The sequence below is a fragment of the Thiohalophilus sp. genome (assembly GCF_046483665.1).
Taxonomy (GTDB): Bacteria; Pseudomonadota; Gammaproteobacteria; order UBA6429; family Thiohalophilaceae; genus Thiohalophilus.
In genome coordinates, this window is record NZ_JAWOCR010000039.1 from 1 (window position 1) to 21,606 (window position 21,606).

Consider the following 21,606-nt stretch of genomic DNA (forward strand, 5'->3'; position numbering starts at 1 on the left):
CGCGGGGCTTCGGTACAGCCGTAACCGGTGCCGGCCTTCGGTTCGATGAATTCAGCGCTTTGCGAAGGTATTTGATAGTTATCCAGCAGACGTATGGCTTCCTCGAAGGCATGGCAGGTTTCGATGGCGCGGGCGATGATCGAATGAAACACATTCCGGCTGGGCAGCTGCAAACCGATTTCGTCGATCAATGCCTGGAGATTTTCAGACAGACAATCCCGGTTGAGATTCAGACGCGCCAGCGGTCCGACCAGGTAAGGTTTGTCGTCCAGCACCGAATAGAGGGAAGTGGAGTGGGGCTCCTGATATTCGCGAAAATGTTGCTCGTATTCATCAATGGCAATATCCAGCCCGGCATCCGAGACCAGTCGCCCGCGGGACATCGGATATTCCTGCTCGTGACGCAGAGCAACGCTGACAAACGTCTGCCTGTCATCGGGCAAGTTCAGTCCGGCTGTCCAGCGTATCAGTTCTTTGGCCTGCGGCAGGGCAGCCTGCAGCTCATCCCGCAAGGATTCTACGGCCCCGGGTGAGGGCGCCTGATGAAATCCGCCGACACAGACCCCGACCGGATGGACCGAACGCCCCCCGAACAGGCTGATAAGCTTGTTGCCCAGTGCCTGCAGTTGCAGGCCTCGCTGCACGGCCTCGGGATGTACCTGCGCCATTTCGATGGCGTTATTAAAGCCGAGAAAATCCGGTGCGGCGAGCAAATGGATATGCAACGTGTGACTCTGGATCCATTCGCCACAGTACATGGCGCGGCGCATGGAATGTATCCAATCGTTATCGGGCGTGCCGAAAACCTGCTCGATCGCCTGTACCGCACTCATTTGATAGGCTACGGGACAGATACCACAGATCCGGGCGACCATGTCCGGGACTTCACTATAGTTATGGCCTTCGAGAAACTTCTCGAACAGGCGGGGCGGCTCGAAGATGCGCAGTTGTAGTTTTTCGATTTGCCCGTCACGCGCCAGCAGCTCCAGTGCGCCTTCTCCTTCGACCCGCGCCAGCACCGGCACCTGAATACGAATATCGCGTTGCTCGTCCATTAATCGCCCCGTTTCCAGCGTTGTCCTGCGGCCGTGAACGGCTCGGCACCACTGTTGATAAAATGAAACCGTCGACCGACGGTCGCAGGCAGCAGTCCCAGTTGACGAAATTCCTCGCCCAGCGCGTCGGTATTAATATTTTCGGCCGGACCGTAGCAGGCGTAACAATCGCGTCCCAGTGACGGACAGATGGCCCCGCAACCGGTGCGGGTGACCGGCCCCATGCACGGCTCTCCTTTAGTCACCATGACACAGACATTCAACTGCCGTTTACACTCAAGACAAACCTTGTCCTGTTCCAGCACCGGTACGGCGCCGTGCAACAGGGATCGTATCGCGCCCATCACCTGTCGACCATTGACCGGACAGCCCCATAATTCATGGTCCACTTTGATGTGCTGTGAAATGGGCGTGGATGTCGCCAGACTATCGATATATTGTGGCGAGGCATACACATCGGCCAGCCATTGTTTGCCGTCGGCGAGGTTGCGCAGCGCCTGCAATCCCCCGGCAGTGGCACAGGCACCAATGGTGATCAGATAGCGACTGTTACGGCGAATGGCCTGGATTCGTTCTTCATCATGAGAAGTACAGATACTCCCTTCGACAAAGGCAATATCGACCTGCGCTTCGGGATTCATCGGCCCCGCTTCCGCAAAATGCACCAGCTCTACCTGTTGTGCAAGGCTCAACAACGCCTCACCGGCGTTGAGAAACGCAAGCTGGCAACCGTCACAGGACGCGAATTTATGCACCGCCACGCGAGGTTTGACAGTGTGTTTATCGCTCATCCTAAAATCCTTTAACCCCAAGCAGAGTCTTGATCCGGGAATAATTGAATACCGGCCCATCCTTGCAGACAAAGTGCGGGCCGTGCTGGCAGTGGCCGCAATGGCCCACGGCACACTGCATGTTACGCTCCATGCTCAGCCAGATGGACGACTCGGGCACGTTACGGGGTAACAGTTCCTTGATCGCCGCGATCATCATCCCTTCGGGGCCGCACATCATGACGCTGCAATTTTGCGGGTCGAAGTCGATTTGATCCACCAGTTCAGTAATGTGGCCGGTGGCCCAGGGCCAGCCCTGACCACCCTGACTGGCCGCCAGCACGACCTGGGTATCGGGCATGCTGTTCCAGGTTTCGTATTTCTCACGCCAGATAAGATCATCGGCGTGCTTCACGCCTTGCATGATGATCAGCCTTCGAAACCGCTCGCGGCGCTTCAATACATAATTGATCACCGAGACGACGGGTGCGCAACCCAGCCCGCCGGTAATTAACACCAAATCTCTGCCCTCGGCCTGCTGCATGGGCCAGCCACGTCCGTAGGCGCCGCGCACGCCAATGTGATCGCCTTCCTGCAAACCGGCCAGCACATTGGTTACCCGGCCGAGACGGCGGATCGTATGATCGTAAGCGTGTTCATCTTCCGGATCCGAAACGATCGAAATCGGGACTTCTCCCACGCCATAGACATACAGCATGTTGAACTGACCCGGATCAAACCGGTAGGCCTCGTGTACCTGGGGGTCGGTGAAGCGCAGACGCAGGGTAAATATATCGCGGCTCTCCTCCAGGCGTTCGAATATCACGGCTTCATGCGGCATATACGGTGAACTCATGCGCTATCGCTCCCGCAAATAGCCTGCAGCTCCTCGGTCACATCGATACCGACCGGACACCAGGCAATACAGCGTCCGCAACCGACGCAACCGCTGCGTCCGTACTGATCATGCCAGCTGCCGAACTTGTGAGTCAGCCACTGACGATAGCGCTCGCGGGTCTGCTGACGCAGGGTCTTACCGTGGATATAACTGTGGCCGGCAGTAAAACAGGAATCCCACTGACGTACGTGTTCCGAACTGCGCCCGTCCAATGGCGCCAGCTCTTCCTCGCTGTGACAAAAACAGGTCGGACAGACCGAGGTGCAATTACCGCAGGAGAGACAGCGTGCCGCCACTTCGTCCCAGCGTTCATGGTCGAGATTGGCAAACAGCGCATCGCGCAACTGTTTCCCCGGAACCTTTCTCAACTGTTCATGCGCCTTTTCCTGCTGTATCTCGATCGCTTCACAATGACCATCGGTCAGCGGTATCAGATTCAAACGCGCCATCACCGCCTCCCCCGCCTCACTGCCGGCCTGCACCCGGAAGCCATCGTCGAGCTCATCGAGCGCCAGATCATATCCGGTTTGCGCCACCGGCCCGTCGCCGGTGGAAGCACAAAAGCAGGTTGAGGCCGGATGCGAACAGTTGACGGCAATCAGCAGGAGATTCTTGCGGCGTGCGGCATAGGCCGGATCACGAAACTCGCCGTCGAGGAAATGGTGGTCCTGCAGGGCCAGGGCAGCCAGATCGCAGGCCCGGACACCGAAGATCGCCCGTTTTGGTACCGCTGGCGTGGCTGATTCAAACTGCAATCGCCCGTCGTTATTGCGGTCGACACGCCACAGGGTCTCGCGAGGGACGAATAAAAACGGTTTCAGGGCCTGGGGGCCGTTGGCCCAGGCAAAATAGCGGACATTGTTGTCCTGAACTTCACCGCAATATTCGCCGGGATACTGGTTAACCTGCAAACCCCGGGGCAGTTGATCGACGTGGCTCAGGAGCTCATAGACAATGGCATCGTTTTGCCATTGCGGGCCGATGCACTCGTAACCTTCTGCCTGGACGACTTCCAGCAGCAGCGGCAGGCGCTCACGCAGTAAAAAAGCGTCCTTTTTCCCCATCCTTTGACCCTGGCAAGTATTGAGTCTTCAAGCGTAGCCAGCGGGGGTGGTCGGCGTCAAACCATTCCGCTGCCATTTTAAGGAATTAACCCGCGACGTCCTGCAAATCAGATAGCAGGATGAACGCCCCGCCGGCGCGATATCAGGGGCAAAGTGCGTTCCACGTAGCCTTCTCCCGATCGGGGGCTGTGCGCTTAACCGGCTATAATACTCTCGCAAAGACGCAGAGCCGCGGAGAGTGATCAATATCCATTCTCTTTGCGCCGTGGCGTCTCTGCGAGAGATACGCTTTTTCCTTCTGCTGCATCCCGGGCCAGAACCGCCAGTTCAGGTGGAACCGCTTCGCTTGTTCCACCCTACAGGGGATGAGCGGGTATTAGTGGGAACGTTTATTTAACCGCGTACGGCCTGTTCCATGCGGGCCATGGCTGACTGCCAGGGCTCATCATGAATCCGGTTGTCGGCCATCAATTCCATTAACCCGTAAGCCAGCTGCCGGTTTTCGGGCGTAAATTCCTTGAGCTTGCCGAGCATATACATGTGCCCGGTCTTCTCCACGTTCAGCGTAGAGACCAGCGCGAACAACAATAACGATTGCCCCGAACGGGGATCCGCCTCGATGATCGACGCTACCTGTTCCAGTACATCATTCGACATAATCACTTCTCCGGAGATGAATATCCAACGCAGAGGCGCTGGATATAATTTTGAATGTTGAATTTTAAATTTTGGATTTTCATTCCGGGGGTACTGGCCGGTTTAGCGTGCCACGTGCGGAGCGATCCTCGGCAGTCTGTCACTAACGTGACTGCCAATTCAAAATTCAACATTAAAAATTCAAAACTATTTTTTGCGTCTCTGCGTTGAGATCTTCTTTTGTTCCAATAAAAAAGGCGGGCCGAGGCCCGCCTTTGCTACAGCGATAGTCCGTAGAATTAAGCCGCCTTGGACTTGACCTTCGGATCCAGCTCGCCGGAAGCGTAACGCTCAACCATTTTTTCCAGGTTGAGCACGTCGATCTTGCTGGCATTGCCGGCGCAACCGAAGGCTTCGAAGCGGGCCTTGCAGATATCCTTCATGGCCCTGGTAGATTCCTTGAGGAATTTACGCGGATCGAAGTTGCTCGGGTTGTCGGCCAGGTGCTTGCGGATGGCACCGGTCGAGGCCATACGCAGGTCGGTGTCGATGTTGACCTTGCGTACGCCGTGCTTGATGCCTTCCTGTATTTCATGCACCGGCACACCATAGGTTACACCCATGTCGCCACCGTGGTTGTTGATGATTTCCAGCCACTCCTGCGGAACGGAAGACGAACCGTGCATCACCAGGTGGGTATCCGGAATGCGCTCGTGAATTTCCTTGATGCGGTCGATGCGCAGAATGTCGCCGGTCGGCTCCTTGGTGAACTTGTAAGCACCGTGGGATGTGCCGATGGCGATGGCCAGCGCGTCAACACCGGTCTGGGCCACAAAATCCGCCGCCTCTTGCGGATCGGTCAGCAGCATGTCCATGTCCAGCTTGCCTTCGGCGCCGTGGCCGTCTTCTTCACCCATTTCGCCGGTTTCCAGCGAGCCCAGGCAACCCAGTTCGCCTTCGACGGAAACACCGCCGGCGTGGGCCATTTCCACGACCTTGCGGGTGACGTTGACATTGTATTCATAAGAGGCCGGGGTCTTCATGTCTTCCATCAGGGAGCCATCCATCATGACCGAGCTGAAGCCGGACTGGATGGAACGCAGGCAGACACCCGGCGCGGAACCGTGGTCCTGATGCATGACAACCGGAATATGCGGGTACATTTCCAGCGCGGCGGTAATCAGGTGGCGCAGGAACGGTTCGCCCGCGTAGGAACGCGCACCGGCCGAACCCTGCATGATGACCGGGCTGTTGGTTTCGTCAGCAGCTTGCATGATGGCATGCACCTGCTCCATGTTATTGACGTTGAACGCCGGCATGCCATAACCAACTTCAGCGGCATGATCCAGCAATTGACGGAGTGAAATCAGGGCCATTTTCGGGACCTCCTTAAATGTGTGTTTCCGACTATTTTACTGTGTTTCGCTTAATCTTAAAGACTTGATCAGATAAGTGAATTATCCAGATCGATACCGTCCACATCGCCCACCCGGACGATGGTCATGGCATTGGTACCGCCCTGAACGCCCATCAGGTCGCCCCGGGTAATCACGACCAGGTCACCATCGCGGACCGTGCCACGTCGCAACAGCTCATCAATGGCTTCCCGGTTAACGGCGGCGCGATCCAGATCGGGCGGGACTTCAAAGCTGACCGGATAGACGCCGCGGTAAAGTGTCACCTTTCTACGCGTCTCCACATAGCTCGTCAAGGCGTAGATGGGGATCCCCGAGCTGATGCGCGACATCCAGCGCGTGGTCGAGCCAGACTCGGTCAGAGCCGCGATCGCCTTGACCCCGAGATGGTTCGCCGTATACATGGCCGCCATGGCAATGGCCTCATCGATGCGTTTGAAGCGGGTATCGATGCGATGGTCGGAACGCTTGGCGGTGCGCTGTTTTTCGGCCTCGCGGCAGATCCGGTCCATGGCGGCAATGGCACTGTCCGGATAGCGACCGCTGGCCGTTTCGGCCGAGAGCATCACCGCATCAGTACCGTCCAGCACCGCGTTGGCCACGTCAAAAACCTCGGCCCGGGTCGGGATATGACTGGTGATCATTGACTCCATCATCTGGGTTGCCGTAATCACCACCCGATTCATGGCACGGGCCTTGCTGATCAGGTTCTTCTGTACCGGTGGCAGGGCGGCATCGCCGATTTCAACGCCCAGATCGCCGCGGGCAATCATAATCACATCCGAGGCATCGATGATCTCCTCGACCTTGTCCAGGGCATCGGCGCGCTCGATCTTGGCCACTACATGGGCGTTACTCCCTGCCGCTTCGATCAGCTGGCGGGCCTCGTTAACATCCGCCGCATTGCGCGGAAAGGAGACCGCGATGTAATCGGCCTTCATGGCAGCGGCCGTCTTGATGTCCTCACGATCCTTGTGGGTCAGGGCCGGTGCCGACAGGCCGCCGCCCTGTTTGTTAAGTCCCTTGCGATCCGACAATTCGCCACCGACCACGACACGACAATGCACCTCGGGCCCTTCGATGGAGTCGACCCACAGGACGATCCGCCCGTCATCCAGCAACAGGGTGTCGCCGCGGGTCACATCCTCGGGCAACTCCTTGTAGGCCATGCCGACCCGCTCAAGCGTCCCGGCTTCGGGATCCAGCTTGGTATCGAGGATGAAGCTCTCGCCATCCTTGAGGGTGATCTTGCCGTCCTTGAAACGCTCGATGCGGATCTTCGGGCCCTGCAGGTCGCACATCACCCCGACCTGGCGGCCATGGGCGCGAGCCCGGTTGCGGATCTTCTCGGCCCGATCCATGTGCTCTTCCGGCGTGCCGTGGGAAAAATTGATCCGGGCAACATCCACCCCGGCCTCGATGATCTTGTCCATCACCTTGGGATCATCGGTCGCGGGACCGAGCGTGGCAACAATTTTAGTTCTTCTCATAGGTCTAGTGACGGGTTCCTGTTACCGGCCGGCAAATCTGCCGATTGGATAATTGATAGCAGCTGGCCGTTGTCCGGCCAGCTCTCATACGACTCGTTACTCGTCCCTCGTAACTCGTCACTGTTATTTTTTGGCCCGTTCTTCCAGCATGGCCACGGCCGGCAGAGTCTTGCCTTCCAGGTATTCCAGGAAGGCACCGCCGGCGGTCGAGATGTAGGAGACCTTGTCATAAATATCATACTTCTGGATTGCCGCGATGGTATCGCCGCCTCCGGCCAGGCTGAAGCCCCTGGCATTGGCAATGGCCATGGAAATGGTTTTCGTGCCTTCGCCGAACTGGTCGAACTCGAACACCCCGACCGGACCGTTCCAGACAATGGTACCGGCTTTGGCGATAATGTCTGCCAGTTGCTGCGCAGAATCGGGACCAATATCGAAGATCATATCGTCCTCTTCCACTTCATCCACCTTCTTCGCAACCGCCGGCTCGTTTTCATCGAACTTCTTGCCAACCACGACATCGGTGGCGATCGGAATACTGGCGCCGGCCGCTTCGGCCTTTTGCATCAGGTCTTTGGCGGTATCCACCAGGTCCTCTTCACACAGTGACTTGCCAACCGGGTGACCCGCCGCCTTGATAAAGGTATTGGCGATGCCGCCGCCGACCACCAGCTGGTCGACCTTGGTAGACAGCGCTTCAAGGACGGTCAGCTTGGTGGAGACCTTGGAACCGCCGACAATGGCCACCATCGGGCGGGCCGGATCGGCCAGTGCCTTGCCCAGCGCTTCCAGCTCTTCAGCCAGCAGCAGACCGGCACAGGCGGTCGGGGCAAATTTACCTACACCATGGGTCGAGGCCTGGGCACGGTGCGCGGTGCCAAAGGCATCCATCACGAAGACGTCGCACAGCGCGGCGTATTTTTTCGCCAGGGTTTCGTCATCTTTCTTTTCGCCGGCGTTGAAACGCACGTTTTCCAGCAGGACGACTTCACCTTCAGCCGGTTGCGGGTCGTTTTCCAGATAATCTTTTGCCAGTCGAACCTGCTTGCCCAGCTTGGCAGACATGTCATCGGCGATCGGCGCCAGGGAGTTTTCCTCGTCCGGCACGCCTTCCTCGGGACGACCGCGATGGGACATGACCATCACCGCCGACGCGCCTGCTTTCAGGCAAAGCTCGATTGTTGGCATGGAAGCGCTAATCCGCGCATCGGAAGTGACCTTGCCGTTTTTCACCGGCACGTTGAGATCGGCGCGAATCAGTACCCGCTTGCCGGACAGATCCAGATCCGTCAACTTGATAAAGGACATGTTGGGAACTCCGTATTTAATTAAGTCAAAGAATTTTGCTAACGCGGGGTTAGCAAAAGTCTCTGGTAATAAGTATCTAGGGGCCAGCTGCTAGTGGCTAGTAATGTAAGCATCGGAGGCGAGTAATACTCGCCTCCGATTCCATAATTACTAGCACCTAGTCACTAGCTCCTAGCACCTGTTTTATTTAGCAACGTGTTCCACGAAGCGCATCATGTTGCAGGTATAGCCGTACTCGTTGTCGTACCAGGCGACCAGCTTGACGAAGGTGCCATCCAGCGCGATACCGGCTTCGGCATCGAAAATGGAGGAGTAACCGATGCCACGGAAGTCGGTGGAAACGACTTTCTCGTCGGTGTAACCCAGGGTCTTGCTCATGTCACCGGATTCGGAAGCGGCTTTCATCGCCTTGCAGATTTCATCGTAATCGGCATCTTTGTCCAGTTCACAGGTCAGATCGACCACGGAAACGTCGGAAGTCGGTACCCGAAAAGCCATCCCCGTCAGTTTGCCATTCAGCGACGGCAGCACCACACCCACGGCCTTGGCCGCGCCGGTGGAGGACGGAATGATGTTTTCCAGGATACCGCGACCGCCGCGCCAGTCTTTGGCAGACGGACCGTCAACGGTCTTCTGGGTGGCGGTTGCCGCGTGCACGGTGGTCATCAGGCCACGCTTGATGCCCCACTTGTCGTGCAGTACCTTGGCGATCGGAGCCAGGCAGTTGGTGGTGCAGCTTGCCGCGGAGACGATGTTCTGACCGGCGTACTCATCGTGGTTAACACCGTAAACGAACATCGGGGTGCCGTCCTTGGAGGGCGCGGACATGACAACCTTCCTGGCCCCGGCTTCGATGTGCTTCTGGGCGGTTTCCTCGGTCAGGAACAGACCGGTGGATTCGACCACGATATCGGCACCGACTTCACCCCATTTCAGGGCGGCCGGATCCTTTTCTGCAGTCAGGCGAATCTTCTTGCCATCGACAATCAGGTTGTTGCCGTCGACCTTGACGTCACCATCAAAGCGGCCATGCACGGAATCATAGCGCAGCATATAAGCCAGGTATTCCGGATCCAGCAGATCGTTGATACCGACGATTTCGATGTTGTTAAAGTCTTTGGCGACGGCGCGAAAAACCATACGTCCGATACGGCCAAAACCGTTAATCCCGATTTTAATTGCCATGTTGTTTTCTCCCCTTACTCTAAGGTTTATAAATCAAAATTGTTACAGGACGTCGTCAACGGCCTTGGCCACGTTGTCGACAGTGAACTCGAAGTACTCGAACAGCTTGCCGGCCGGGGCCGATTCGCCGAAGCGGTCCAGGCCGATAACCTTGCCGTTGAGCCCGGCGTATTTATACCAGCCATCGGTGACACCGGCTTCAACCACGACGCGAGCAGTCACCGAAGCGGGAACCACCGCTTCGCGATAGGCTTCGTCCTGCGCTTCGAACACGTCGACGGAGGGCATGGAGACCACGCGGATCTTCTTGCCGGAGAGTTTCTCGGCCGCGCCCATGGCCAGTGCGACTTCGGAGCCGGTGGCGATAATGATGGCGTCCGGGGTACCGTCGCAGTCCTTGAGGACATAACCGCCGCGGGCGATGTTTGCTACCTGCTCATCGGAACGTTCCTGGTGTGCCAGCCCCTGGCGGCTGAAGATCAGCGAGGTCGGGCCATCGTTGCGCTCGACCGCGGCCTTCCAGGCAACGGCGGTTTCGACGCTGTCGCAGGGACGCCACAGGGACATGTTGGGCATCAGGCGCAGGGTCGCGATCTGTTCGACAGGCTGATGGGTCGGACCATCTTCACCCAGACCGATGGAGTCATGGGTATAGACAAAGATGCTCGGGACCTTCATCAGCGAGGCCATGCGCAGGGCGTTGCGGGCGTATTCGGAGAACATCAGGAAGGTGCCGCCGAACGGCTTGAAGCCGCCATGCAGGGCAATGCCATTGATAATCGCGGACATACCGAATTCACGAACCCCGTAGGACAGATAGTTGCCGTCGGCCACGGTGTTGGTAATCACTTTCGCGTCCGGCCAGTTGGTCAGGTTGGACGGGGTCAGGTCGGCCGAGCCGCCGAGGAATTCCGGCAGCGCTTTGGCGAAGGCGGTAATCGCGCCCTGGGAGGCCTTGCGAGTGGCCGGCGAGTCAGCTTTGTCGATGCATTCCTTGATGAAACCGTTGGCAACTTCATCCCAGTTGCCCGGCAGTTCGCCCTTCATACGGCGTTCGAACTCGGCGGCCAGTTCCGGGTGGTCTTTCTTGTAGGCGTCAAACTTCTTGTTCCATTCGGCTTCAGCCTGCTTGCCTTTCTCTTTGGCGTCCCAGCCGCTGTAGACTTCATCGGGAATTACGAACGGCTCGTGCTGCCAGCCGATGTTCTCGCGAGTCGCCTTGACTTCGTCATCACCCAGCGGGGCGCCGTGGCAATCATGGCTGCCGCACAGGTTGGGGGCCCCGAAACCGATGGTGGTTTTGGTGCAGATCAGGGTCGGCTTGTCGTTGATTGACTTCGCTTCGTGAATAGCCTTGTTCACGGCCTCCGCGTTGTGACCGTCGACATCGCGGATCACATGCCAGCCATAGGCCTCAAAACGCTTCGGTGTGTCGTCGGTAAACCAGTTGTCCACGTGGCCGTCGATGGAGATGCCATTGTCGTCCCAGAAGGCGATCAGTTTGCCCAGGCCCAAGGTACCGGCAAGAGCGCAGGATTCATGGGAGATGCCTTCCATCATGCAACCGTCACCCAAAAATACATAGGTGAAGTGGTCGACAATATGATGGCCGTCGCGGTTAAACTGACCGGCCAGCGTCCTTTCGGCCAGCGCCATACCCACGGCATTGGAAATGCCCTGACCCAGGGGACCGGTGGTGGTTTCCACACCGGCGGTATAGCCGTATTCGGGATGCCCCGGCGTCTTGGAGTGCAGCTGACGGAAGTTTTTCAGTTCTTCCATTGGCAGGTCATAACCCGTCAGATGCAGCAAGGAATAGATCAGCATGGAACCATGACCATTGGAGAGCACAAAACGATCCCGGTCGTACCAGTTCGGGTTAGCCGGATTGTGCTCCATGAAGTCATTCCACAGGACTTCGGCGATATCAGCCATGCCCATAGGCGCGCCCGGATGGCCGGAATTTGCCTTTTGCACCGCATCCATACTCAGGGCGCGGATTGCATTGGCGAGATCTTTGCGAGATGCCATAAAGTTCCCCTCGGTTCATTAAATTGCAAAAAATCTGTTATCGGTACTGCCGTGGGCGGCATCTTTATCTGATGTTCTTGTTGCATCAGAAATAAGCGCCCATTTCGCACCCTCGGTCGGCGCGTCTGAATTCGGTTACTGGCTTCCGTCGGGATTACCGTAATGATGGAAGTCGTGCATTATTGTTTTTCAGACGCTGTGCCGCCTGATGAAAATGCTGCTCCGGCTTCCTCCCGGTTTAACGAGGCCGGGATTTTCCCATTTTTTACCAGTGGCGGGCAAGCTCCGGGAGCCGCCATCGCTCCCGGATAGCGCCTGGCTTATGGGCCGAACAGTGAAATTTATTAGCAAAACAACCGGGGTCTGGCTCAGCCGTCATCTTTCCACTTGATAGAACAGCCTATGCCGGGGATCTGCTCGACCGGTCCCCGGCCGGTTTGCGCCACCTGCTTCATCGCCTCGAACAGGTCCCGGCGTGCGTCCGCCGGTGCGCTTTCCTTGCGACTGGCATCGAATCGTCCCCGGTATTGCAGCCTGAGGTCGGTATTGTAGCCGAAAAAGTCCGGGGTGCAGACCGCGCCATAGGCTTTGGCAACTTCCTGGGTCTGGTCTATTAAATAAGGAAAGGGAAAGTCGAACTCGGCGGCTATCTTCTGCATATTCTCGAACGAGTCCTCTTGGTACTCGGTCGGATCGTTGGCCATGATGGCCACGGTGTTGATGCCGTACTGGTCGCGCAACTCCCGGGTGTCGCGTACCAGCCGCTCGCGGATCGCCTTGACGTACGGACAGTGGTTACAGATAAACATTACCAGCAGGCCGTTTTCGCCCCGGCACGCCTCCAGCGTCCAGGTCTTGCCGTCGACCCCGGGGAGGGCAAAATCCACCGCCGGTGCGTCAAAATCACAGACCGGTGTCTCAAGACTGACCATAAACCCTCCTTTTTTTCATCTATACTTGAAGCAGACGTCAGGGAACTTACCTGTTCGGTTCCCCGAAAACAAACTCATTCGAGCGAACCCCTGCGCGTCCGGCTTGTTGTCATACGTTGCTGTTCAGGAGGTTTGTATGCACCCTGTCACCTGTTGTCGACAGATCGCTGTTGTCACCACCCTGTTACTGTTACTGAACGTTCCGCCAGCCCACTCCGAGACCTATACGCTGGGCATCCAGCCCATCATGTCCCGGGCCGAAACCAAAACCTTCTACCGGCCACTGAGCGAATACTTAAGTGACCGCACGGGCCATCAGTTCCGGATCGTCGCTCACCACAATTTTGTGGCCTACTGGGAGGCCATGCGCCGCAAGCCGACCGACCTGGTGCTGGATCCGCCCCATTTTACCGGCTACCGGGTTCGCAAAGCCAACTATCAGGTACTCGCCAAAATCCGCGATACCCTCAGTTTCAGTCTGATTACCAATGAGGATCTGCTGTTGTTCGAACCGGACGAGCTAATCGGCAAGCGGGTGGTCACACCGGCCTCGCCCAGCCTGAGCGGCGTCGAGCTGGCCAGAATATTTCCCAACCAGATGCGTCAGCCGAACACGATCAGTGAGCCGAACTTTGAACAAGCGCTGCAACGACTCAGGGCGGGTCACGCCGAGGCCGCCCTGGTTCCGACACCGATGATCAGTGGCGATACCACGGTCAACACCGTCACCACGACCGAACCGGTCCCGCATCTGGCGGTCTCCGCTTCACCCGAGCTGCCGGACGAGCTCCGTCGCCAGATCCAGCGCGCCCTGCTCGAAGCACACCAGAACGAGACCGGTCAGGCCATGCTGGAGAAAGTGAATATCAGCGGCTTCGAAGCGGCCGACAACGACCTCTACCGACCCTACGCCGCCCTGCTCCAGGGGGTCTGGGGTTACTAGTCGCCAGCACTGGCGACCCGTCGCTGGCATTGACCAATATTCAGGCTAACCCTGTAGGTCACGCTGGCGTTAGCCTGCGTGACACCCCTGCCAATACGGAGAATGTCAGGTAGCGCTGCGCGCAACCTGGCCTACTAGCCGGGGTTACTAGTCACTAGCAGCTAGCGACTAGTTACTGGCACTTACGCCGGCTTGCGGAAATGGAGAATTCCCCAGCGTAGATAGCCCTTGCTGCCGGCATCGACCCAGTGTCCCAGGCCGGTGATCATGCGATCAATATAGGCATCGGAGACCTTGTCGGTAATGCTGTCGCGATTTTCTTCCAGCTCACGACGGACCCGACCGTAGTGCTTGACCAGGTTTTCGGTCATCTCTTCCACTTCGATCTCTTCCAGCCCGTTCTGTTTGGCCGCCTCACGGTAGAACTCGATGGAACCCAGTGACGGCAGGTGAATCCGGTCGTAGACCGGCTGCAACACGCCCTCGGGACAGTCATCAACCTGCATGGGGTCGGTCATAATCAGCTCGCCGCCGGGCTTGAGTACCCGCGCGGCTTCGGCGATCACTTTGGCCCGCTCGCTGCTGTGCAGGATGGAATCCTGTGACCAGACCACGTCAAAACTGGCATCGTCAGCAGCGACGGATTCGAAGCTGCCGTCCCAGACTTCGATCAGATGATCCAGACCCTGCTCCTTGTTCATCTGGCGATCGCGCTCATTCTCCCGTTCGCTCAGATTCAGGGCGACAACCTTGCAGCCATAGTTCCTGGCCAGGTAACGGGCGACACCGCCATAACCGGCGCCCATGTCGAGCACGGTTTTATCGGCATCCAGCTTGACTTGAAGCCTGGACGCGATGTACTCGACCGTGCGCAGGCTGGCATCGCGGATCGGCTCGTCACCAGACTCATAGAGCCCGATATGAATGTCTTCGCCACCCCAGACGTGGAAATAGAAATTATCGGCATCCTCGCTGTTATAGTAATCGCGGGCCGTTTCTACGACATCGGAATAGCTCTTACTCATTATTCTCCCCTTCGATGTAGCGTTTTTCGGCTACGTGAATGAAGAAATCCGGCTCGGCTTCACGGTAGGTTTCCTTGAAGTCGCCGTAGGTCGTCACTTTCTGGAAGCCGACTTCACGCATCAGTTTGCGCACATATTCCTTGCGTAGCGGGAACATATTGAGGTGGAACGTGGACTTGTCCGGGAATTCGTAGCGGAAGCGGGCCAGAGACTCGTCAATATGCTCGGGACTCGCCTTTACATTATCACCACAATAATAGTAGTTATGCGTTGGCTGCACCTGATGATCCAGCAGTGCGTCATAGTTGCGCTGATCCAGAATCAGGATACCGTCGTGACGCAGCGTGGCGTAAAATTCGGCCAGAGTCTTGCGACGATCTTTATCGCTATGCAAATGGGTAAAGGAGTTACCCAGACAGATAACGGCGTCGTACAGGTCATGGACTGACTTGTTCAAAAAGCGCCAGTCGGCATGGACGGTACGCAGAATATGTCCGCGTTTGCGGCCATTCTCAAAAGCCTTGGCCAGCATCTCGGGGCTCCCGTCAGCACTGGTAACTTCAAAGCCACTTTCCAGCAGGCGTACCGAGTGAAAGCCGGTTCCCGCCGCCACATCCAGTACCTTCCTGGCGCCGTGCTCCTTCAACAGTTTAATGAAAAAATCACCTTCACTGCTGGCGCGGCCGTCCCAGTCAATCAGTTCATCCCACTTGTCTACGAAGCCGGAGACATATTCGTCTTTGTAATGATCCGTATGGCGAACGTCCAGCGGATTTTCACCAAAATCTTGCGTTTTCTTTTCTTGGGTCACGTCGTTTTCCTTATCTTGCTCTAGATGTAGAGAAAACGGGCCCCTCATGAGCCAGACAGTTATAGTCGTATCCTGTGTACAACCTGGTTGCCACGATAATGCGAGGGCAGTTTAATTCCAGTTGTTTCAGAACTTGCGCTCTGTTGCTAATAGATACGAGTCTGGCTCGTCAGATTGAGCGTATTTACGATATTATCGTAAACCACGTTTGATAGTCACCGACAGAAACTTGCTTGAAGTATTCACTGACGGGATGAGGACCCGTGTTTGTGTAATCCCTATATCTTACCGTGCTGAACAAAAAACGCCAGTGTTTTCCCTGATTTATTCCCGGGTGACTTTCATAACTCAGTAAAAATAGCCTGATTTTCCGGGAAATTAGCCTATTTTCGACGATTGATAAATTTTTTGCGGAGCGATAATTATAAACAACTACTTATAGATACATTAGGTAACATTAATACTATTGTTATATGTAGGGGAAGTGCCCTTTAATCTGAAGCCATTTTCTGGCATTATATTAATGATTACTAATCAGGGTTGAATAAATACTCCAGACTAACCCGCCCTAGCTTTCGATATTCACGAAAGCGTCTGCGAATTTTGAGTTGTAACTTTAGCGATACCATGCCGTATACGGCGACTCTGCGCCACATGTATCGGCGAATAAAACTTATAGAAAGAAAGAGAGGACTTTAATGGCTGAGAAATATATCTTTACCTCTGAATCAGTTTCCGAGGGTCATCCGGACAAGGTTGCTGACCAGATTTCCGACTCCATTCTCGATGCACTGCTGGAGCAGGATCCCAAATCCCGTGTTGCCTGTGAAACCATGATCAATACCGGCATGGTTATCCTGTCAGGTGAAATCACCACCACGGCCCAGATTGATATGCCGACCGTCGTGCGCGAACGCGTCAAGGAAATCGGCTACAACAGCTCTGACATGGGTTTTGACTGGGAAACCTGCGCCGTGCTGGTTGCCCTGGACAAGCAGTCTCCCGATATCGCCATGGGCGTGGATGAAGGCGACGACAAGGAACAGGGCGCCGGTGACCAGGGCCTGATGTTCGGTTATGCCGCCGATGAAACCGACGTGCTGATGCCCGCGCCGATCACCTACGCGCATCGCCTGGTACGCCGTCAGGCTGAAGTTCGCAAGAATGGCACCCTGCCGTGGTTGCGCCCGGATGCCAAGAGCCAGGTCAGCTTCCGCTATGACAAGGGCGAACCGGTGGGTGTTGACGCCGTTGTACTGTCGACCCAGCATAACCCGGAAATCGATCTCAAGACCCTGCAGGATGCCGTGATGGATGAAATCATCAAACCGGTACTGCCTGAAAGCTGGATCACCAAGGACACCAAATTCCACATCAATCCGACCGGCCGTTTTGTTATCGGTGGCCCGGTAGGTGACTGTGGTCTTACCGGCCGCAAGATCATCGTGGACACCTACGGTGGTATGGGTCGTCACGGTGGTGGCGCCTTCTCCGGCAAGGATCCGTCCAAGGTGGACCGTTCCGCCGCCTATGCCTGTCGTTATGTGGCCAAGAACATTGTTGCCGCAGGCCTGTCCAAGCGCTGTGAAATCCAGGTTTCCTACGCCATCGGCGTGGCCGAGCCGACCTCTATTTCGGTTGACACCTTCGGTACCGGCAAGGTTTCCGAGGAGCGCATCGAGGAACTGGTTCGCGAACATTTCGATCTGCGTGCCGGTGGCCTGGTGAAAATGCTCAACCTGCTGCGCCCGATGTACGCCCCCACTGCAGCCCATGGTCACTTCGGTCGCGAAGACCTGGATCTGCCCTGGGAGAAAACCGACAAGGCTGAAGAACTGAAAAAAGCAGCCGGCATTTAATAAAATGTGATTTGCAGAGGAGGTTTTGACCTCCTCTCTTTATAACGTAATCAGCAAGAATTCACTGGGGCTCTGAGGAGCGCTGCAGCCACGCTACTCAATCCGTTTTGTCACACGTCAGGCGTGTTGATGAGACAGGATTGAGTAGCGGGGTCAGGCTCAGACCACCCAGTCTAAATAAACAACGGCGCTCACCGTATATATACGGAGCTACAACATGAACGCTGTTCCCAAAGACTTTACAGATTATAAAGTCGCGGACATCGGCCTTGCGGAATTTGGCCGCAAGGAGATGGATATCGCCGAAACCGAAATGCCCGGCCTGATGGCCCTGCGCGAAAAATACGGCAAGGACAAGCCGCTCAAGGGTGCCCGCATTACCGGTTCCCTGCACATGACCATCCAGACTGCCGTACTGATCGAAACCCTGGTGGAACTGGGTGCCGATGTACGCTGGGCTTCCTGCAACATTTTCTCCACTCAGGACCACGCCGCTGCGGCTATCGCTGCCCGGGGCATCCCGGTTTATGCCTGGAAGGGTGAAACCCTGGAAGAGTACTGGTGGTGTACCGAGCAGGTACTGACCTGGCCCAACGGCGAACTGCCGAACATGATCCTGGACGACGGCGGCGACGCCACGCTGCTGGTTCACAAGGGTGTCGAATTCGAAAAAGCCGGTGCTGTGCCGGACCCCGCCAAGGAAACCAACGAAGAGTTCCGTGCCGTACTGGGTGTACTGCAGCGCAACCTCGAAAAGAACAAGGGCATGTGGACCAAGATGTCCGAGTCCATCAAGGGTGTTACCGAAGAAACCACGACCGGTGTTCATCGCCTGTACCAGATGTTCAACAATGGTGAACTGCTGTTCCCCGGCATGAATGTCAACGACTCGGTTACCAAGTCCAAGTTCGATAACCTGTATGGCTGCCGTGAATCGCTGGTTGACTCTATCAAGCGTGCCACCGACGTCATGATCGCCGGTAAAATTGCCGTCGTCTGTGGTTATGGTGATGTCGGCAAAGGTTCCGCTCAGTCACTGCGCGGTCTCGGAGCCAACGTCTGGATTACGGAAATCGACCCGATTTGCGCCCTGCAGGCCGCAATGGAAGGTTACCGTGTTGTCACGCTCGACGAAGCGGTTAGCCAGGCCGACATTTTTGTTACCACTACCGGCAACAAAGACGTCATCACCCACGACCACATGGCGGCCATGAAAGACCAGGCCATCGTTAGCAACATCGGTCACTTCGACAATGAAATCCAGGTCGAAAGTCTGCGCAAGTATGAGTGGATCAACATCAAGCCGCAGGTCGACCAGATCGTTTTCCCCGATGGCAAACGCATCACCCTGCTGGCCGAAGGTCGTCTGGTGAACCTGGGTTGTGGTACCGGCCATCCGAGCTTCGTGATGTCCAACTCCTTTACTAACCAGGTGGTTGCCCAGATCGAAATGTTCACCAAGCCGGAAAACTATCCGCTTGGCGTATATGTACTGCCGAAGAAACTGGACGAAGAAGTTGCCGCCCTGCACATTGGCAAGATCGGCGCCAAGCTGACCAAGCTGAGTCAGGAACAGGCCGACTACCTCGGTGTCCCGGTTGAAGGTCCGTACAAATCTGACCATTATCGTTACTAAACACTAAGGGACGAGTGACCGGGGACGGATGACGGAGTTAGAACATCAACTTCGTCTCCGTCCTTTTTTATCTCGTTAACTGGAGCCTATGGAATCACAAAAGAAATACTCACCCGTTTACAGTGTGGAGTTTTTCCCGCCCAAATCGGAAGAAGGCGCGGAGAAACTGCGCAAGGTTCGCAAGAATCTGAACAAAGGCATGCAGCCGCGTTATTACTCGGTCACCTTTGGTGCCGGCGGCAGTACCCAGCAAGGGACGTTCGACACCGTCGCTGAGATCCAGAAATCCGGGGATGATGCTGCGCCGCATCTGTCCTGCATTGGTACAACCAAGGACGGCCTGCGGGAGCTGTTGAGCGGTTACAAGGAAAACGGCATCAAGCGTATCGTGGCACTGCGTGGTGATATGCCCTCGGGCATGCGTGGTCCCGGCGAACTCCGTTATGCCAATGAACTGGTCGAGTTCATTCGCGAGGAAACCGGTGATTACTTCGAACTCGAAGTGGCCGCCTATCCGGAAATTCATCCCCAGGCACCGTCTGCCTCGGATGATCTGAGAAACTTCAAACGTAAGGTGGAAGCCGGCGCCGATACCGCTATTACCCAGTACTTCTTTAACCCGGACGCCTATTTCCGGTTTATCGACGAGTGCGAGCGAATGAACGTCGACCTGCCGATCATTCCCGGCATCATGCCAATCACTAATTACAAACAGTTGTCCCGTTTCTCCGAAATGTGTGGCGCCGATATCCCGCGCTGGATTCGCAAGCGCCTGGAAGACTTTGGCGACGACAAGGAATCCATCAAACAGTTCGGTGAGGAAGTCATCACTGATATTTGCCATACCCTGCTTGAAGCAGGTGCGCCCGGACTGCATTTCTACTGCATGAACCAGTCCGCGCCAACATTGGCCATCTGGCGTAATCTTGGTATCCAGCAGTCCTGAGTTTAATCCCGGGATACCCTATCATCCGTCTTTCCCGGATGGCTGCCAACGGCACAGGGATGTGCCGTTTCTTTTTTTCTCTGTGAAGCTGTATCGTTACCCCAAATACCTTCGGTGCCCTGAAAGCCCCCCGCTTGACCCTCATGCAAGAGGTCGGCATAGTGAAGTCGTCCCGCATATTACAGAGCAACAACAATTTTCATGTCCGACAAAACAGCGCAGATTATCGGCTGGCGTGAATGGGTCCGGCTTCCGCAGCTGGGCATCGAGTACATCAAAGCCAAGATCGACACCGGCGCCCGCACTTCCGCCCTGCACACATTTGATCTGGAACCGTATAGCGACAAAGGCATGCGCATGGTTCACTTCAAGGTACATCCGGTACAACATCAACCTCAGCCGATCGTCGAGTGCCGCTGTCCGGTACTGGACGAGCGCTCGGTCACCGATTCGGGAGGACACCGGGAATTCCGTTTTGTGATCATCACCGAGGCCTGCCTGGGTGACCTGTGTTGGGAAATCGAGATGACCCTGACCAACCGGGACAGCATGCGCTTTCGTATGCTGCTCGGGCGCACCGCCATGGCCGGTCGTTTTCTGATCGACCCTCGTGCTTCTTATCTGATCGGTCATAGGCCCGACCACTAAGACCAGTTACACTAACGATTTGTTACCTCATACAATCACGGAGTCCGTATGAAAATTGCGATCTTGTCACGGAACGCAAAACTCTATTCCAGCCGACGCCTGGCCGAGGCCGCCAGGGAACGCGACCATGAAGTGAGCGTGATTAATCCACTCAAGTGTTATATGGATATTACCAGCATGCGTCCCTCGATTTATTACCGGGGCGAACTGCTCGGTGGATTTGACGCTGTGATTCCCCGCATCGGTGCCTCTATCACTTTTTATGGCACGGCGGTATTGCGCCAGTTCGAGATGATGGGCGTCTATCCCCTGAATGAATCGGTCGCCATCGGTCGCTCGCGTGACAAATTGCGCTCCCTGCAACTGCTGGCCCGCAAGGGTGTGGGCCTGCCGGTGACCGGCTTTGCCCACGATGTGGATGATACCGACAGTCTGATCAAACTGGTCGGCGGGGCGCCACTGGTGGTCAAACTGCTGGAAGGCACCCAGGGCAAAGGGGTCGTTCTGGCCGAAACCAAAAAAGCCGCCGAAAGTGTGATCGATGCCTTTCGCGAACTCAATGCCAACTTCCTGGTGCAGGAGTTCATCAAGGAAGCCGGCGGCTCGGACATTCGTGCTCTGGTGATTGGCGACAAAGTCGTGGCCGCCATGATGCGCACGGCTAAAGAAGGTGAGTTTCGCTCCAACCTGCATCGCGGTGGTTCGGCCAGGGTGATCAAACTGACCCCGGAGGAACGCTCTACCGCCGTACGCGCGGCCCGCACCATGGGACTGAACGTGGCCGGTGTCGACATCCTGCGTTCCAACCACGGCCCGGTCATCATGGAGGTCAATTCCTCGCCGGGGCTGGAGGGCATCGAGGCGGCGACCAACAAGGATGTCGCCGGTCAAATCATTGATTTCATCAGCAAGTCGGCCCAGCCCCACAAAACCAAGACCCGGGGCAAGGGCTGA

19 protein-coding genes and 1 riboswitch are annotated in these 21,606 nt (G+C 56.4%); of the genes, 6 read left to right on the forward strand and 13 right to left on the reverse strand.

What is annotated here, in order from left to right; genetic code table 11:
- The 11 genes from R6U90_RS08125 to R6U90_RS08175 all read right to left on the reverse strand — a co-directional run.
- On the reverse strand, positions 1–1,055 hold a 1,055-nt coding region (locus tag R6U90_RS08125; protein WP_410352174.1), incomplete at its 3' end, for a Ni/Fe hydrogenase subunit alpha.
- Complete coding sequence (locus R6U90_RS08130) at positions 1,055–1,846, reverse strand: sulfhydrogenase subunit delta (protein ID WP_410352175.1); 792 nt, start codon at positions 1,844–1,846, stop codon at positions 1,055–1,057. The genes R6U90_RS08125 and R6U90_RS08130, both read right to left, overlap by 1 nt.
- A 1-nt stretch (position 1,847) precedes the next feature.
- Entirely contained in the window at positions 1,848–2,681 is an 834-nt protein-coding gene (locus tag R6U90_RS08135; RefSeq protein WP_410352176.1) for an FAD/NAD(P)-binding protein, read from the reverse strand.
- A complete protein-coding gene (locus tag R6U90_RS08140; RefSeq protein WP_410352177.1) occupies positions 2,678–3,787 on the reverse strand; it encodes a 4Fe-4S dicluster domain-containing protein in 1,110 nt (369 codons plus the stop codon). The genes R6U90_RS08135 and R6U90_RS08140 overlap by 4 nt, the downstream gene beginning before the upstream one ends.
- 393 nt (positions 3,788–4,180) lie before the next feature.
- Positions 4,181–4,444, reverse strand: a complete 264-nt coding sequence (locus R6U90_RS08145; RefSeq protein WP_410352178.1) for a hypothetical protein — start codon at positions 4,442–4,444, stop codon at positions 4,181–4,183.
- A gap of 278 nt (positions 4,445–4,722) precedes the next feature.
- Entirely contained in the window at positions 4,723–5,799 is a 1,077-nt protein-coding gene (gene fba, locus R6U90_RS08150; protein ID WP_410352179.1) for a class II fructose-bisphosphate aldolase, read from the reverse strand.
- A gap of 68 nt (positions 5,800–5,867) precedes the next feature.
- Positions 5,868–7,328 carry a pyruvate kinase gene (pyk, locus tag R6U90_RS08155; RefSeq protein WP_410352180.1) on the reverse strand — a complete coding sequence of 487 codons (1,461 nt, stop codon included), beginning with the start codon at positions 7,326–7,328 and terminating at the stop codon, positions 5,868–5,870.
- A 123-nt stretch (positions 7,329–7,451) separates the two neighbouring features.
- A complete protein-coding gene (locus R6U90_RS08160; RefSeq protein ID WP_410352181.1) occupies positions 7,452–8,636 on the reverse strand; it encodes a phosphoglycerate kinase in 1,185 nt (394 codons plus the stop codon).
- A 183-nt stretch (positions 8,637–8,819) separates the two neighbouring features.
- Positions 8,820–9,821: a type I glyceraldehyde-3-phosphate dehydrogenase gene (gap, locus tag R6U90_RS08165; protein WP_410352182.1), complete on the reverse strand. Its 1,002-nt coding sequence runs from the start codon at positions 9,819–9,821 to the stop codon at positions 8,820–8,822.
- A gap of 42 nt (positions 9,822–9,863) precedes the next feature.
- On the reverse strand, positions 9,864–11,852 hold the full coding sequence (gene tkt / locus R6U90_RS08170; RefSeq protein WP_410352183.1) for a transketolase: 1,989 nt from the start codon (positions 11,850–11,852) through the stop codon (positions 9,864–9,866).
- A gap of 368 nt (positions 11,853–12,220) precedes the next feature.
- A complete protein-coding gene (locus R6U90_RS08175) occupies positions 12,221–12,784 on the reverse strand; it encodes a thioredoxin family protein (RefSeq protein WP_410352184.1) in 564 nt (187 codons plus the stop codon).
- A 136-nt stretch (positions 12,785–12,920) separates the two neighbouring features.
- Between R6U90_RS08175 and R6U90_RS08180 the strand changes: the two genes are divergently transcribed.
- Positions 12,921–13,727, forward strand: a complete 807-nt coding sequence (locus R6U90_RS08180) for a phosphate/phosphite/phosphonate ABC transporter substrate-binding protein (RefSeq protein ID WP_410352185.1) — start codon at positions 12,921–12,923, stop codon at positions 13,725–13,727.
- Positions 13,728–13,909: 182 nt separating this feature from the next.
- On the opposite strand, the gene R6U90_RS08185 is transcribed toward R6U90_RS08180, so the two are convergent.
- Together R6U90_RS08185 and R6U90_RS08190 are read right to left on the reverse strand one after the other, a co-directional pair.
- Positions 13,910–14,752 (reverse strand): SAM-dependent methyltransferase, encoded by an 843-nt coding sequence (locus tag R6U90_RS08185; RefSeq protein ID WP_410352186.1) that lies wholly within the window; start codon positions 14,750–14,752, stop codon positions 13,910–13,912.
- Positions 14,745–15,563, reverse strand: a complete 819-nt coding sequence (locus R6U90_RS08190; protein WP_410352187.1) for a class I SAM-dependent methyltransferase — start codon at positions 15,561–15,563, stop codon at positions 14,745–14,747. The genes R6U90_RS08185 and R6U90_RS08190 overlap by 8 nt, the downstream gene beginning before the upstream one ends.
- A 698-nt stretch (positions 15,564–16,261) precedes the next feature.
- Between R6U90_RS08190 and metK the strand changes: the two genes are divergently transcribed.
- The 5 genes from metK (at position 16,262) to rimK (ending at position 21,606) form a co-directional block, all read left to right on the forward strand.
- Entirely contained in the window at positions 16,262–17,422 is a 1,161-nt protein-coding gene (metK, locus tag R6U90_RS08195; protein WP_410352188.1) for a methionine adenosyltransferase, read from the forward strand.
- 68 nt (positions 17,423–17,490) lie between these two features.
- Positions 17,491–17,622: riboswitch (S-adenosyl-L-homocysteine riboswitch) on the forward strand.
- Between the two features lie 17 nt (positions 17,623–17,639).
- Complete coding sequence (ahcY, locus tag R6U90_RS08200; RefSeq protein WP_410352189.1) at positions 17,640–19,058, forward strand: adenosylhomocysteinase; 1,419 nt, start codon at positions 17,640–17,642, stop codon at positions 19,056–19,058.
- Positions 19,059–19,146: 88 nt separating this feature from the next.
- Positions 19,147–20,004 carry a methylenetetrahydrofolate reductase [NAD(P)H] gene (gene metF, locus R6U90_RS08205; RefSeq protein ID WP_410352190.1) on the forward strand — a complete coding sequence of 286 codons (858 nt, stop codon included), beginning with the start codon at positions 19,147–19,149 and terminating at the stop codon, positions 20,002–20,004.
- A 201-nt stretch (positions 20,005–20,205) separates the two neighbouring features.
- A complete protein-coding gene (locus tag R6U90_RS08210; RefSeq protein ID WP_410352191.1) occupies positions 20,206–20,652 on the forward strand; it encodes an ATP-dependent zinc protease in 447 nt (148 codons plus the stop codon).
- Positions 20,653–20,700: 48 nt separating this feature from the next.
- Positions 20,701–21,606, forward strand: a complete 906-nt coding sequence (rimK, locus tag R6U90_RS08215; protein WP_410352192.1) for a 30S ribosomal protein S6--L-glutamate ligase — start codon at positions 20,701–20,703, stop codon at positions 21,604–21,606.